Origin of the sequence: Sphingobium sp. DN12, from assembly GCF_051058005.1 — a bacterium.
In the GTDB taxonomy this organism is placed as follows: Bacteria; Pseudomonadota; Alphaproteobacteria; order Sphingomonadales; family Sphingomonadaceae; genus Sphingobium; species Sphingobium yanoikuyae.
On the sequence record NZ_CP173717.1, the window covers coordinates 256,666 to 269,749 of the forward strand.

At 64.1% G+C, this 13,084-nt stretch carries 15 protein-coding genes and 1 tRNA gene; 5 read left to right on the forward strand and 11 right to left on the reverse strand.

Annotated features, from left to right (window positions below; genetic code table 11):
* Positions 1–60: 60 nt before the first annotated feature.
* Both ACI6S0_RS01250 and ACI6S0_RS01255 read right to left on the reverse strand, forming a co-directional pair.
* Positions 61–1,104 carry a hypothetical protein gene (locus ACI6S0_RS01250; RefSeq protein WP_010335961.1) on the reverse strand — a complete coding sequence of 348 codons (1,044 nt, stop codon included), beginning with the start codon at positions 1,102–1,104 and terminating at the stop codon, positions 61–63.
* Between the two features lie 51 nt (positions 1,105–1,155).
* Positions 1,156–1,569 carry an ArsR/SmtB family transcription factor gene (locus tag ACI6S0_RS01255; protein WP_252364921.1) on the reverse strand — a complete coding sequence of 138 codons (414 nt, stop codon included), beginning with the start codon at positions 1,567–1,569 and terminating at the stop codon, positions 1,156–1,158.
* Between the two features lie 28 nt (positions 1,570–1,597).
* On the opposite strand from ACI6S0_RS01255, the gene ACI6S0_RS01260 reads away from it, so the two are divergent.
* Entirely contained in the window at positions 1,598–2,431 is an 834-nt protein-coding gene (locus ACI6S0_RS01260; protein WP_037517897.1) for a hypothetical protein, read from the forward strand.
* Positions 2,432–2,853: 422 nt separating this feature from the next.
* Here the strand turns inward: ACI6S0_RS01260 and ACI6S0_RS01265 are convergent.
* Positions 2,854–2,930, reverse strand: a tRNA-Arg gene (locus ACI6S0_RS01265).
* Positions 2,931–3,017: 87 nt separating this feature from the next.
* On the opposite strand from ACI6S0_RS01265, the gene ACI6S0_RS01270 reads away from it, so the two are divergent.
* Both ACI6S0_RS01270 and ACI6S0_RS01275 read left to right on the forward strand, forming a co-directional pair.
* Entirely contained in the window at positions 3,018–3,737 is a 720-nt protein-coding gene (locus ACI6S0_RS01270) for a queuosine precursor transporter (protein WP_434404660.1), read from the forward strand.
* A 240-nt stretch (positions 3,738–3,977) separates the two neighbouring features.
* Positions 3,978–4,970 carry a GGDEF domain-containing protein gene (locus ACI6S0_RS01275; RefSeq protein ID WP_434404661.1) on the forward strand — a complete coding sequence of 331 codons (993 nt, stop codon included), beginning with the start codon at positions 3,978–3,980 and terminating at the stop codon, positions 4,968–4,970.
* Here ACI6S0_RS01275 and truA read toward each other — a convergent pair.
* Both truA and fmt read right to left on the reverse strand, forming a co-directional pair.
* The gene (gene truA / locus ACI6S0_RS01280) at positions 4,943–5,701 is read right to left on the reverse strand and encodes a tRNA pseudouridine(38-40) synthase TruA (protein ID WP_434404662.1); all 759 of its coding nucleotides are present in this window, start codon (positions 5,699–5,701) and stop codon (positions 4,943–4,945) included. The genes ACI6S0_RS01275 and truA overlap by 28 nt on opposite strands.
* Before the next feature lie 4 nt (positions 5,702–5,705).
* Positions 5,706–6,614 (reverse strand): methionyl-tRNA formyltransferase, encoded by a 909-nt coding sequence (fmt, locus tag ACI6S0_RS01285; protein ID WP_434404663.1) that lies wholly within the window; start codon positions 6,612–6,614, stop codon positions 5,706–5,708.
* 179 nt (positions 6,615–6,793) lie between these two features.
* Here fmt and recR point away from each other — a divergent pair, with 179 nt between their 5' ends.
* Positions 6,794–7,390: a recombination mediator RecR gene (recR, locus tag ACI6S0_RS01290; RefSeq protein WP_017503434.1), complete on the forward strand. Its 597-nt coding sequence runs from the start codon at positions 6,794–6,796 to the stop codon at positions 7,388–7,390.
* A gap of 532 nt (positions 7,391–7,922) precedes the next feature.
* On the opposite strand, the gene ACI6S0_RS01295 is transcribed toward recR, so the two are convergent.
* From ACI6S0_RS01295 to ACI6S0_RS01305, 3 genes are all read right to left on the reverse strand, one after another.
* Positions 7,923–8,261, reverse strand: a complete 339-nt coding sequence (locus ACI6S0_RS01295; RefSeq protein ID WP_434404664.1) for a hypothetical protein — start codon at positions 8,259–8,261, stop codon at positions 7,923–7,925.
* A complete protein-coding gene (locus ACI6S0_RS01300) occupies positions 8,258–9,451 on the reverse strand; it encodes an aromatic ring-hydroxylating oxygenase subunit alpha (protein WP_434404665.1) in 1,194 nt (397 codons plus the stop codon). Before ACI6S0_RS01300 ends, ACI6S0_RS01295 begins: the two co-directional genes overlap by 4 nt.
* Before the next feature lie 108 nt (positions 9,452–9,559).
* A complete protein-coding gene (locus ACI6S0_RS01305) occupies positions 9,560–10,150 on the reverse strand; it encodes a TetR/AcrR family transcriptional regulator (RefSeq protein WP_434404666.1) in 591 nt (196 codons plus the stop codon).
* Between the two features lie 99 nt (positions 10,151–10,249).
* On the opposite strand from ACI6S0_RS01305, the gene def reads away from it, so the two are divergent.
* Complete coding sequence (def, locus tag ACI6S0_RS01310; protein ID WP_004210855.1) at positions 10,250–10,780, forward strand: peptide deformylase; 531 nt, start codon at positions 10,250–10,252, stop codon at positions 10,778–10,780.
* A gap of 87 nt (positions 10,781–10,867) precedes the next feature.
* Here the strand turns inward: def and phoB are convergent, their stop codons facing one another.
* The 3 genes from phoB to pstB are packed head-to-tail and all read right to left on the reverse strand — an operon-like array spanning position 10,868 to position 13,077.
* Positions 10,868–11,566, reverse strand: coding sequence for a phosphate regulon transcriptional regulator PhoB (phoB, locus tag ACI6S0_RS01315; protein ID WP_004210860.1), 699 nt, complete (start codon positions 11,564–11,566; stop codon positions 10,868–10,870).
* Positions 11,567–11,569: 3 nt separating this feature from the next.
* Positions 11,570–12,265, reverse strand: coding sequence for a phosphate signaling complex protein PhoU (gene phoU / locus ACI6S0_RS01320; RefSeq protein WP_004210862.1), 696 nt, complete (start codon positions 12,263–12,265; stop codon positions 11,570–11,572).
* Positions 12,266–12,288: 23 nt separating this feature from the next.
* Positions 12,289–13,077: a phosphate ABC transporter ATP-binding protein PstB gene (gene pstB / locus ACI6S0_RS01325; RefSeq protein ID WP_004210863.1), complete on the reverse strand. Its 789-nt coding sequence runs from the start codon at positions 13,075–13,077 to the stop codon at positions 12,289–12,291.
* Between the last annotated feature and the right edge of the window lie 7 nt (positions 13,078–13,084).

Below are 13,084 nucleotides of genomic sequence, written 5' to 3' on the forward strand. Positions count from 1 at the left end.
CTGACGGTTGGGATCCTATTAGTCAGCGTGCCCCATTAATCCCACCTTGCCGATAACGTGCTACCTGCTCGGGGACAGAGATTGGGCATAGGCGACGTCAGTTGGCGTCGCTTTGGCTGGCCCTTTGGTAATCGCATGGACCGCTGCCGCGGCTGATACGGCGGGCTCGGCCTCGCGATTGATCTGCAGGCCAGCGTGATAGCGCTCCAGAAGCAGAGCAACGGCTGGACGCACGACAGGCAGAGGCAGAGTTTCGCGAATTGCGAATGGGATTGAAGGATTGCGGCGCGGATTGAGAGGCACGCGGCCGAGCTTGGTGCCGAACATAGCAGTGAGGGCCAATCCTGGCCGACGAGAATCCACCTGAACGTCTGACTTGGCGATGCCGATTGAGCGTAACTGGGCTTTCGTGCGCGGGTCATCGACAGGAGCGTTCCGGTACATCGCCAAAGATGCGCGTGCGGGTGATGCGGAACTCGTCTTCTCAGCGGCCTCGGTGACCAACTGGAGGATGTCGTCGGCAGTTGGCCGATCTGCGGTGACGACATGAGCGAGAGCAGTGCCACGGCTGACATCTATGAAAGCCGTGAGCACAGCGTGATAGGGGATGTCATTAGGGCCATCGACCGCCACATCGAGTGGCGACATATCGATGGCGTAGTCGGTATTCATGCCGGTGTAGGACGCGATATCGGTCACTTCCATGGGCAGATTGAGTCTCGTGCGGACTGCCCGTTTGCTTGGTGGACTTATTTTACGCTTCTCGCATAAGGCTTCGGCGGCAGACTGGATCGCCCCTGGCCGAGCGCCCGGGCCGGCGTGCGCGATGGCTTCTTCGAGAGCTGCTCTCGTTTCAGCAGGAAGCTGACGGGGGTAGTTGGACAGAACCTGATCGTTCAGCTGGAGCGAGTCCTTGTACGCCCGAATGATCTTGAAGAAGTTGCGCTCCTTATACCCCAGCCGAGTGGCGGCAGCGGTAACAGCTGCTGCCATTCGCCGACTGCCCTTCCTTGGGAGCTCTTCGACTTCTAGAGCGCGCCGGTAAGCTTCCGGCCACTGCTGAGGCGTGAAGGTCACCATGTAGTGGGCAATGCGATCTTCCATTTTTCTTCACTCCTGAGTTTCGAGGAGCGAAGCTGAGCGTATTCAGAAAATTCAGGGCGTCACTGAGGCCAGACCATTGAGGTATGTGCTGATGGACGACGCTGCGGCTGTATCAGCCCGATAGATCACCTGTTTTCCCGCACGGCGCGAGGAGACCAGGTGGGCACGCGATAGAATTCCCAGGTGGGAAGATAGCGTGTTTGCAGGGACATTGAGGTGGCGCGCAATTTCTCCCGCCGGCAGGCCTTCAGGCGCCCGGGCGAGTAGGCGGTAGATATCATGGCGAGTCGGTTGCCCTAGCGCAGCCAGGGCCTCGACCATTGCTGATGAGTCCATGGGCCAGACTATCAGCGATCCATCCCAACCGGTCAAACGGTTAGTGACGGACAGATCCGTCAGCCAAATCAAGAATGTGCCGGCTGATGTCCGTTGAGACGTCCGTTGAAACAGGAAATCGAACGCCATTCAATTCTATAATTCCAGAATCATTGAAATGAATGTACAAGTCGATAAATGGAGCGTGCGACTCGCGCAGGCTTCTCTTGAAAAGGATGGTGACAGAAAGGGTTTCGCAATGCTGACGCACGAGATGTACGAACAGAGAATAGCTGCACGGACCCAGCGCTCAGCGCTGGATTACTTCACCACTTCAGCTCTGTTGGGACGCCCTGATCCGCTGGCCAGTGATAGCCCTGACGATGTTTCATTCGACTTGACCTACAAGATGGTAGACCGCCTCGTGATCGCGGCCGTCGAAACCGGCGCTCGGTTCGAGCGTGACAGCTTGCAGTCCGATCCATTGGCTTGGCTCTATAGCTCGCAGCCTCCGTTCGGCGGGGCGCGACCGCTGGAAGCGTGCCTGACCGCGCCAGGGTTGATGAGATGCATCATGTTTCATGCCCTGGACTTGGAGCTTGGAACGCCCAGTGATCTGGTCGACCAAATCCTCCGTAGCGACGGTTACATGTCGGGGGAGGCGACGACCGGAGGGCTCTGGAATACCGGCAGGGACCGGGAGAGTGCCGGCCATGGTCGGACGCTGTACACCGCGACGATCGTCGATGTGCGGGTGGATCAGATCCACCATGTCTACCATGCGATGATGGCCTGCGATCTCGCCGAGGCGAAAGGATTGCTCAGACTTCGTTATGGAAGACAGTTGGCGGACCAGGCTGAGGTCCGCAGAGGGTACGACGCGAGCAACCCGCTGGCGGTCTCTATGGTGTCGGACGCGATGGGGGCGATCTTGGCGATGGTAGCCAGCAATCCTCAAAGTGCGTTGGCTGAAGGGCTGGACCTGCAGCTCGAGTCTAGGTTCGCGCCGTAGAGATGGCGCGCAGGCCATGATGGTCGTCACGATCACAATCTGGCCGGGTGGCGATGAGGCAGCGGCTTTCGATATCGCTCAGATGAAGATCGAGAACGAGAGTAGGCTGGCCGACGTCAGCGATTACACCGCTCGGATCTTCCAGTGCGAAAATCTCCGACTAGGGGTGCAGGGGATAGATACCCGGGTGCAAATATCGTCACATCCTCGCCGGGATGGGCCTTGGACGTTGCTCAGACGGATACTCAATCGCCTTGATTTGCCGTCCTGAATGGGACGTTCCTAATTCCTCGCTGACGGCGAAAACCGCATACTTCGCTACACCCTCTTAAACCGAAGTGGCCGAAATTAGCCATTTCTGCCTCTCAGAGGATCACGAAAATGAAGTAAAGGAGCAGTCTTGCTGACAACCGATACAATCTTGGCGACCCCGGCAGGATTCGAACCTGCGACCATCCGCTTAGAAGGCGGATGCTCTATCCAACTGAGCTACGGGGCCGTGCGCGGGAGCGATAGCGGGGCTTGGGCCGCGGCGCAATCTTTCGCAGCCGTTGCAATCGTGTGTCGGCGGGATATGCACCGAAGGATGAGCGACGCGGGCATCCGGAAAATCGACGCGACCGTGCTTGGCGCACGGCCGCTGCGCTATTATGATTTCTTCATGGCGGCCTTCGTCGCCATATTGCTGCTGTCCAACCTGATCGGCGCGGCCAAGCTGTCGTCGCTGGGCGGCGTGACCTTTGGCGCGGGCATCCTCTTCTTTCCGCTCGGCTATGTGATCGGCGACGTGCTGACAGAGGTCTATGGCTATGCGCGGGCGCGGCGCTGCGTCTGGGCGGGCTTTGCCGCGATGCTGTTCATGGCGCTGATGAGCTGGGTGGTGGTGGCCTTGCCGCCGGCCGAGGGCTGGCCCGACCAGAAAGCCTATGAGGCGGTGTTCGGCAGCACCTGGCGGATCGTCTTTGCCTCGCTCGTGGCCTTCTGGGCAGGGGAACTGGCCAACAGCTTCGTGCTGGCCAAGATGAAGATCATCACCCAGGGACGGCATCTGTGGATGCGCACCATCGGCTCGACCGTGGTGGGGCAGGGGGTGGACAGCCTGCTCTTCTACCCGCTCGCTTTCTATGGCGACTGGACCACGACGCAGGTGCTGACCGTGATGGTCACCAACTGGGCGATGAAGGTCGGCTGGGAAGCGGTGCTGACGCCCGTCACCTATGTGGTGGTCAATGGCCTCAAGCGGCGCGAGGGGCTGGACATCTATGATGCGGGCACCGACTTCACCCCGTTCCGTACCCGGCTCTGACGATCCGGAAGCCTGTTTGAAAAATCGCGAAAGGGCGATTTTTCGGTACGGTTCCAGCCCGCTCCCCCGCCCAACCACCCGATCCAGTGTCATCCTGTCGGGTGGTTGGGCGGGGGAGCGGGCCGGAACCGGCTTTCTCAAACCCACTCTGTAGCCAGTAAATTATGTAATCTAAAGAGAGTCTTTACCTTGTTGGGTGCAGGAGGAAGCGTGCCAGTCAGGAAAGAATAGTCGCCCATCGTGCCCATCGCCTCCGCCCAGTCCACTGTCCCTGATCGCGATCCCGTGATGACCCCGGATGCGATCTGCCGGATCGACCGCCTGACCCATGTCGCGCGGGCGCTGAGCCAGGAGGCGCAGACGATCCAGGCCAATCTGGCCAATGCGGAGCGCCGGTTCCAGGCGACCTTCCAGCACGCGCCGGTCGGCATTGCCCATGTCGCGCTCGACGGCAGCTTCCTGACCGTCAATCCCCGTTTCGAGGAGATTACCGGATATCCCGCCGCGATGCTGATGCGGCTGGGTTTCCAGCAGATCACCCATCCCGATGATCTGGATGCCGATGTCGCGCTGCTCGGCCGGCTGCACCGGGGCGAGTTGCAGCGCTATACGCTGGAGAAGCGCTATATCCGCGCCGACGCATCGCTGATCTGGATCAACCTCACCGTGGCGCTGGTCCGCGACGAGCGGGATGCGCCGGAATTCTATGTCGCCGTGGTCGAGGATCTGTCGGAGATGCGGCAGGCCCATTTCGATGCGGTCCATGATCCGCTGACCGGCCTGCTCAACCGCCGTGGCTTCGTGGTGCGGGCGCGGGCCTTGTTGCGTCAGGCAGCCGAGGTGCATCGCGCCGTCAGCCTGATCTATCTCGATCTCGACGGGTTCAAGCAATTGAACGACAGTCGCGGGCATAGCGCCGGCGATCGTTGCCTGGTCGATGTGGCGCGGCTGATCGAGGATATGGTCGCCCCTCGCCATGTCGTGGCGCGGATGGGCGGCGACGAGTTCGTGCTGCTGGTCGACGAGGAAGGCACGGATTTGGGCGAGGCGCTGCGCGTCGGACTGATGACGCTGGGCGGCGCGCATGGCGGTGTCAGCGGCAGCTTTGGCCTGGTGACCTTGATCCCCGACGATGACACCGAACTGGATAGCATCGTGGCGCGCGCGGACGAGGCGATGCTGGCGGCCAAGCGCGCCGGCAAGAATCAGCTGGTGACCACCGCGCTGCTATAATCGGCGCGCACGAAATAGAGGCCGTCGGGCGGCGCGTTGAGCGCCAGCCGGGCCCGATCGCGCGCCTCCAGCGCATCGCGCAGGTCATCGGCGCTCCAGCGGCCCATGCCGACCATCGCGAGACAGCCGACCATCGAGCGGACCTGATGATGGAGGAAGGATCGCGCCTCCGCCCGGATGGCGATGCGATCGCCCTGTCGTTCCACGTCCAGCATCGCCAGTGACTTCAGCGGACTGGCCGCCTGGCAATGGACAGAGCGGAAGGTGGTGAAGTCATGATGACCCACCAGTATCTGCGCCGCATCATGCATGGCGTCGGCGTCGAGCGGCTGGATCACCCGCCAGGCAAGACCCGATTCCAGTGTCAGCGGCGCGCGGCGATTGGCGATGCGGTAGACATAAGCGCGGCCGGTGCAGCTGAAACGGGCATGCCAGTCCGGCGCGACTTCCTCACAGGCGAGGATCGCGACCGGATGGGGCCGCAGCTTCGCATTGATCGCCTCCATCAGGCGGAAGGGCGTCAGCGGCTTTTCGACATCGGCATGGGCCCGCATGGCAAGGCCATGGACGCCGGCATCGGTGCGGCCGGCGGCGTGCAGGATCGCGCGCTCGCCAGTGACGGCATGGATCGCATCCTCGATCGCCTGCTGGACGCTGGGGCCATGGGCCTGACGCTGCCAGCCCATGAACGGACGGCCGTCAAATTCGACGGTGAAGGCGAAACGGGCCATCGGCTCAGGCGTCGACCCGGCTGCCGGTGGGCATGTCGAAGCCGCGCAGCAATTCGCCCGCCGACATCGCTGCCTTGCCCGCGCGCTGGATCAGCGTCGGACGGATCGCGCCATGGCCGCAGCCGATCAGCAGGCTGTGGTCGAGCAGTTCGCCCGCCGGCCCGGCATGATCCTCGACCGTGGCGGCGAGGATGCGGAAGCGTTCGCCGCCATATTCGAAGAAGGCGCCGGGAAAGGGATTGAAGGCGCGGACCTGGCGTTCGACCTGATGCGCGTCGCGGCTGAAATCGATCCGTGCCTCCGCCTTGTCGATCTTGGCGGCATAGGTGACGCCCTCTTCGGGCTGGACCACCGGCGGATGGCCGGCAAGATCGTCCAGCACATCGACCATCAGCTCGGCACCGGCCTGCGCCAGTTCCTGCGTCAATTCGCCGGCCGTCTTGTCCTCGACCGGGGTGACATGCTTGGCGCGCATCGGCCCGGTGTCGAGCCCCGCCTCCATGTCCATGATGGTGACGCCGGTGACATTGTCGCCCGACAGGATCGCGCGCTGCACCGGCGCGGCGCCGCGCCAGCGCGGCAGCAGCGAGCCATGGATGTTGAGGCAGCCATGGCGCGGCATCGCCAGGATCGCGCGCGGCAGGATCAGCCCATAGGCGGCGACCACCGCGACATCGGCGTCGAGCGCGGCGAATTCCGCCTGCACCGCCTCGTCCTTCAGCGAAACCGGCGTGCGCACCTCGATCCCCAGTTGCTCGGCGCGGGCCTGCACCGGGGAGGGGCGCAGCGCCTTGCCACGGCCGGCCGGACGGGGCGGCTGGCTGTAGACGGCGACGATGTCATGCCCGGCCTTCACCAGTGCATCGAGCGCTGGAACGGCGAAATCGGGGGTGCCCATGTAAATGATATGCATAGTTTTTCCGCTTCCCGCACCAGCCCGCTCCCCCACCCGGCCACCCTTCAAGATACTGCCGTTGGGTGGCCGGGTGGGGGAGCGGGCTGGCACCGCATTTGAAATCTGCCTGGGGCCTATTTCCAAGATCGCTCTCAAACCTCTTGTCGGGACGACTTGCAAGCCCTTATCTCGGTTCCATGGCATCCCCAGAAATCGAGACGCTGACCCAGGCGCTGTCGCGACTGCCCGGCCTTGGCCCCCGTTCGGCACGCCGCGCGGTGCTGCATCTGCTCAAGAAGCGCGAGGGCGCGCTGGAGCCGCTGCTGCGCGCGCTCGCGGCGGTCAACGAACGGCTGGTCACCTGCCAGACCTGCGGCAATGTCGACACGGTCGATCCCTGCGGCATCTGCGCCGATCCGCGCCGCGATGCGCGGGCGCTGTGCGTGGTGGAGGATGTCGCGGACCTGTGGGCGCTGGACAAGTCGCGCCTCTTCCCCGGCCGCTTCCATGTGCTGGGCGGGCGCCTCTCTGCGCTGGAGGGGGTGCGGCCGGAGGATCTGAGTATCGACGCGCTGGTCGCGCGGGTCGAAGCGGGTGGCATCGACGAGGTGGTGCTGGCGATGAACGCCACGCTGGAGGGGCAGACCACCGCCCATTATCTGGCCGAGCGGCTGGAGCGCTTCCCGATCCGCCTGACCCAGCTGGCCCATGGCGTGCCGGTGGGCGGCGAACTTGACTATCTGGACGAGGGTACGCTGGCCCAGGCGCTGCGCGCGCGGCGGCCGCTGGGCTGAGGGACGGCCCAAAGGCGGGGGCACGCGTGTCCCGAAGTTCACACCGTTATCGGGCTTTCTGGGTGAAATGCGCCGGGAACGCGCCTGCGACGCGCCCGCATCGCCCCTGTGACGCGACAGTCGCGCTTCTGCCGCGCACCAGGAACGCCCCTATGGCGCGATCACCACGCGTCGATGGCCCGTGCGCAGCGGGCCGTGACAGGGGGAGAAGGTCGGAGGGGTGATGATCCATTCGGGCAGTAGATCAGACAAGCGGCGTGTAGGACAGGCCGGATGATGGACGGGAAGGGCGGCGAATTTGGGTGGGAACAAGACATGGCCCCTCCCTTCCAGGGAGGGGTTGGGGTGGGTTGCGAGCGCAGCGAGCTTCTGCCCTATCGACCGTAGACCGCCGCTACGCGGCGCACCCACCCCCGGCCCCTCCCTGGAAGGGAGGGGAGCAGGAAACGTCCGCTTCTCGTCGTCAGCGGTCAAAACCCGATCCTCGTCATTGCTTTGCTGCGCTCGGAATGACGGGGCGGGCCTGCGTCTCTCAGGCGCCTGCCAGGGTCCGGGTAATGCGCATATGGTGGCGCTGGCGGGCGTGGGCGGGTTCCTGGTCGCCCAATATCTCTTCGGTCAGCGAGACATGGGCGAGGGTCAGCATCATGTCCATCAGCCGCTGTTCGGCCGGCGGCAGGGCGTCGAGCGGGTAGCGGTCGAGATGGGTGAGGGCAGCGTCGAGCAGGGGGGCGGCCGCCGCGAAGAAGGCGGCGCGGTCGGCCGGATCGGCGTCGCCGCGCCGGGCGGCGCGGGCAATCGAGCCGTCGATCGCCCAGCGATCGGCAAAGGGGGCGAGTGCCTCGAAGCCGGCGGGGAGGAGCGTGGTCATGCCATTGCCTCCGCCCGCGAGACGGGCCGGGGCGTAGCGCTGGTCCGTTCTGCTCGATAGGCCTGCACCCGTTCGTCGACGGCGTTGAAGAGGTGGCGGCACAGCGCCTCCTGCGCCTGGAAATGGATATGTTTGAGCGCGCCGCTGTTGAGGCCGCGCTGGCCCGCCTCGATCACGTCGCGATCCTCGGCATGGATGTCGCGCGCGCTGGCCATCGCATATTCGCGGGCATAGCGGCGGCTGGCGCAGTCATCCTCGCCGTTCCAGTAGAGGCGGATCACGCCGCGCGAGCGGCGGGCGTCGATCGGCCAGACGGTGTGGGAGAAGGGCTGGGCCGGCGATCCGAGGATGAAGAAATTGGGAAAGAGCGCGAGATAGTCGCGGCTGTGCGAGCCGGCGGTGCCGTCGGCCATCGCGAAGCGGGCGGCGCGGCCGAAGGATTGCGCCTGCACCGGTTTGGGCGCGGGGGCGGGATTGGTCCAGATCGTCTGGGTGCGGTGGGGGCCGTGAAAGCCCATCTTCGCCGGATAGCCGAACGGGTTGTCCTCGCCCACGGCGGGTGCGCCCGAGCGGGGATGGATGAAGCGGAGATGGTAGTTTTCCTGGAAATTGTCGTAGGTCAGCTTCCAGTTGGCGTCGATCTCATAGACATATTCGGAAAAGGTGGTGGCCTGTGCCGCCGGGAAGCCGTCGAGCATCGTTGCATAGGGGCCAAGATCGTCGCGCAGGCCTTTGTCTGGCGTGCCGAGATGGACGAAGATCAGCCCGCCGCAGATGTCGAGCGCGACGCGGGGCAGGGCGCAGTCGGCCTTGTCGACGAAGAAGCGATCGAAATCGGGGGCGGCGAGCAGCGCGCCATCGGTGCCGAACGACCAGCGATGATAGGGGCAGGAGAAGGTGCCGCGCCTGCCGCTTTCCTCCTCGACCAGCTGGGTGCCGCGATGGGTGCAGACATTGTGGAAGGCACGAATCGCGCCATCGCGGCCGCGCACGATCAGCAGCGACACATTGAGCGCCTCGATCTCGCGGCGGATGAAGCTGCCGCTGTCGGGCAGTTCGCAGACATGGCCGATCTGCAACCAGGCGCGGCGGAACACCGCTTCCCGTTCCAGGGCGAACCAGGCCGGATCATGATAGGGGGCGGCGGGGATCGGCGCGGTGCCGAGCCAGGCCAGACTGTCGTCGCTCATGCCCTGAAAGCCGGGCCGTTCGCCGTGCATCATCGCTCTCCGCTGTCTGTCTTTTCGCCAGCATGAGCGGGTCAATCTGAATTTGCAACACTATTGTTGTAAATCTTGTCAGTCGTCTGCGATGCCATCCCGGCGCAACACCCGCTGCTGTTCCTGGCGGAAGCGGGCGATGGTGGCTTCGGTGTCGAGATCGGGGGCGACGCGATGGCGAAAGACCCGCGGGCCGATCAGCGCGCTGGTGAGCAGCATCACGCAATAGATTTCGGCGTCGATCGGCTCGTCGGGGAAGGCGGCGGCAAGGCTGGTGCCGATGCCCGATACCAGGGCGTCCCAATGCGGATAGCTGGCGCGGATGTCGCCGGGCGCGATGAAATCCTCGATCCACAGCGACATGATGGCGGGATTGTCGAGCACGAAGCGGGTGACATAGTCGATCCGCGCCTGGCGCGGCAGTTCCGGGCGGAAGGCGGCGACGATCTGCTGCGAGGACCAGAGCTTCACCGCCGCGACCAGGGCGTCACGATCGGTGAAATGATAATAGATGGTGGTGCGGTTGACCCCGGCGGCGCGGGCGAGGGCGGACAGGGACAGCGCATCGATGCCGCGATCGGCGATCAGCCCGACCGCCAGCTCGATCAGCATCTGGTGGGTATCCTCGAAGGATTTGTAGCGGCGCTGCTGTGCGGTTTCGTCAGTCACGCCCCTTCGCCTAGACCCCGCCGGGCGGGGCGGCAAGCGGTGCGTGGGCCAGCGCCCGTCTCGCTTGAAATTTTCCTCCGTTCCGCTTATGTTTTGGCCATGGCCATTCTTCCGATCCTTGAGGCGCCCGATCCGCGCCTGCGTACCATCTCGACCCCCGTAGAGGCGATCGACGACGATCTGCAGCGTCTGATCGACGACATGTTCGAAACCATGTATGACGCGCCGGGCATCGGTCTGGCCGCGATCCAGGTGGGCGTGCCCAAGCGCATCCTGGTGATGGATCTGCAGGAACCGGAATCGGATGAGGAAGGCGCGCCGCCGGTCAAGAAGCCGATGGTGTTCATCAATCCGGAAATCCTGAAGGAATCGGACGAGCAGTCGGTCTATAATGAAGGCTGTCTGTCGGTGCCCGACCAGTTTGCCGAGGTGGAGCGCCCGGCGGTGATCCGCGCCAGCTGGATGGACCGCGACGGCCGCATCCACGAAGAACAGCTGGAAGGGCTGCTCGCCACCTGTCTGCAGCATGAGATGGACCATCTCGAAGGCGTGCTGTTCATCGACCATCTGTCGCGCCTGAAGCGCGACATGCTGCTCAAGAAGCTGAACAAGGCCCGCCGCGCGGCCTGATCGCCGCTTGTTGCCGAAATAGAAAAACCTCCCCGGCGCAGGTCGCCGGGGAGGTTTTTTCTTGCCCGCATGTGCGGGGGGCGACGATCAGTTCAGGCCGTCGGTGTCCAGCGCATAGCCGGCCGAGCGGACGGTGCGGATGATGTCGTGGCGGCCATCGACATTGATCGCCTTGCGCAGGCGGCGGATATGGACGTCGACGGTGCGCAGTTCGATGTCGCTGTCCTGGCCCCAGACGCTGTCGAGCAGACGTTCGCGCGAGAAGACCCAGCCGGGATGCTCCAGGAAATGCTTCAGGAGACGGAATTCGGTGGGGCCGAGCGGGATGACCTGGCCGCCGCGGCGGACCTTGTGGCCGACCGTGTCCATCTCGACATCGGCGAAGGTCAGCGTCTCGCCGGCCAGCGCCGGACGCACGCGGCGCAGCACCGCGCCGACGCGGGCGACCAGCTCGCGGGGCGAGAAGGGCTTGGTGACATAATCGTCGGCGCCGGTTTCCAGGCCGCGGACGCGATCCTCTTCTTCACCGCGCGCGGTCAGCATGATGATCGGCACATTGGCAGTGCCGTTCATGCGGCGCAGGCGACGGCAGACCTCGATCCCCGACAGGCTTTCGACCATCCAGTCGAGCAGCACGATGTCGGGCGTGTTTTCCTGCGCCATCAGCAGCGCTTCCTCGCCATCAACGGTATGGGCGACCTCGAAATCCTCACGCTTGAAATGCCAGATGAGCAGTTCGGCGAGCGCCGCGTCATCCTCCACCAACAGCATCTTCGCCCGCGCCATGCCTCAATTCTCCTGCTGCTGGGTGCCGCCGCGTTCGCGTTCGGGCAGGGTCTGGCCCGTTGCGGCATAATAGACCATCTCCGCGACATTGGTCGCATGGTCGCCGATGCGTTCGATATTCTTGGCGATGAACAGCAGGTGCGCGCACTCGCTGATCGTCTTGGGATTTTCGACCATATAGGTCACCAGCGTGCGGAATACGCTGTCGTAGAAATCGTCGACCACCTGGTCGCGCTCCACCACCGCCAGCGCCAGTTCGGCGTCGCGCGCGGCGAAGGCGTTGAGCACGTCATGCACCATCTCGGCCGCGACCTGGCCCATCGAGGGCAGCAGCGACACCGGTTCCAGCTTGTGCTGGTTGGCGGCGATCAGCGGCACGCGCTTGGCGATATTCTTGGCATAGTCGCCGATCCGCTCGACCACGCTGACGATCTTCAAGGCGGCGATCACGTCGCGCAGATCGTTGGCCATCGGCGCGCGCAGGGCGATGATCTGCACCACCAGCTTTTCGACTTCCGCTTCCAGCGCGTCGATGCGCTTGTCGTCGGCGACGACTTCGGCGGCGAGACGCTGATCCTGGCGCTGGAGCGCCAGCATCGCATTCTCGATCGCCGCTTCGGCGCGACCGCCCATTTCGGCGATCAGGCCGCGCAGCCGGTCGATTTCCTCGTCAAATGCCTTGATCGTATGTTCAGCCATGTCTTGTCTCTCTCCGCGCGGGATCAGCCGTAGCGCCCGGTGATATAGTCCTTGGTCCGCTCCTGGCGCGGATTGGTGAAGATGTCGCTTGTCACGCCATATTCGACCAGTTCGCCCAGGTGGAAGAAGGCGGTGCGCTGCGACACGCGCGCGGCCTGCTGCATGTTATGGGTGACGATGACGATGCCATAGCGGCCGCGCAGTTCGTGGATCAGTTCCTCGATCTTGGCGGTGGCGATCGGGTCGAGCGCCGAGCAGGGTTCGTCCATCAGGATGACTTCGGGTTCGACCGCGATGGCGCGGCCGATGCACAGACGCTGCTGCTGACCACCCGACAAAGCGGTGCCGCTGTCATTGAGGCGATCCTTGACCTCGTCCCACAGACCGGCGCGACGCAGCGACTTTTCGACGATCACGTCCATGTCCGCCTTGCCCGCGGCCAGGCCGTGGATGCGGGGGCCATAGGCGATATTTTCATAGATCGACTTGGGGAAGGGATTGGGCTTCTGGAACACCATGCCGACCCGCGCGCGCAGCTGCACCACGTCCATCGAGGGGGCGTAGATATCCTCGCCATCGAGCGTGATCGTGCCTTCGACCCGCGCCGAGGCGACGGTGTCGTTCATGCGGTTGAGGGTCCGCAGGAAGGTCGACTTGCCGCAGCCCGACGGGCCGATGAAGGCGGTGACATGGTCCATGTCGACATCGATCGACACGCCCTTGATCGCCTGTTTCTCGCCATAGAAGACCTTGACGTCACGCGCCGTCATCTTCGGATTGGCCACGGCCAGGCTTTGCTGTTCTTCGGTCATGGGTGTG

Excerpts from the sequence above, each read along its gene's own strand:
- pstB (WP_004210863.1), bottom strand. The coding sequence starts at position 13,077 with ATGACCGAAGAACAGCAAAGCCTGGCCGTGGCCAATCCGAAGATGACG.
- ACI6S0_RS01255 (WP_252364921.1), bottom strand. The coding sequence starts at position 1,569 with ATGGCGTTCGATTTCCTGTTTCAACGGACGTCTCAACGGACATCAGCC.
- ACI6S0_RS01260 (WP_037517897.1), top strand. The coding sequence starts at position 1,598 with ATGAATGTACAAGTCGATAAATGGAGCGTGCGACTCGCGCAGGCTTCT.
- recR (WP_017503434.1), top strand. The coding sequence starts at position 6,794 with ATGGCATCCCCAGAAATCGAGACGCTGACCCAGGCGCTGTCGCGACTG.
- def (WP_004210855.1), top strand. The coding sequence starts at position 10,250 with ATGGCCATTCTTCCGATCCTTGAGGCGCCCGATCCGCGCCTGCGTACC.
- phoU (WP_004210862.1), bottom strand. The coding sequence starts at position 12,265 with ATGGCTGAACATACGATCAAGGCATTTGACGAGGAAATCGACCGGCTG.
- fmt (WP_434404663.1), bottom strand. The coding sequence starts at position 6,614 with ATGCATATCATTTACATGGGCACCCCCGATTTCGCCGTTCCAGCGCTC.
- ACI6S0_RS01300 (WP_434404665.1), bottom strand. The coding sequence starts at position 9,451 with ATGAGCGACGACAGTCTGGCCTGGCTCGGCACCGCGCCGATCCCCGCC.
- ACI6S0_RS01295 (WP_434404664.1), bottom strand. The coding sequence starts at position 8,261 with ATGACCACGCTCCTCCCCGCCGGCTTCGAGGCACTCGCCCCCTTTGCC.
- ACI6S0_RS01270 (WP_434404660.1), top strand. The coding sequence starts at position 3,018 with ATGAGCGACGCGGGCATCCGGAAAATCGACGCGACCGTGCTTGGCGCA.
- ACI6S0_RS01250 (WP_010335961.1), bottom strand. The coding sequence starts at position 1,104 with ATGGAAGATCGCATTGCCCACTACATGGTGACCTTCACGCCTCAGCAG.
- phoB (WP_004210860.1), bottom strand. The coding sequence starts at position 11,566 with ATGGCGCGGGCGAAGATGCTGTTGGTGGAGGATGACGCGGCGCTCGCC.
- truA (WP_434404662.1), bottom strand. The coding sequence starts at position 5,701 with ATGGCCCGTTTCGCCTTCACCGTCGAATTTGACGGCCGTCCGTTCATG.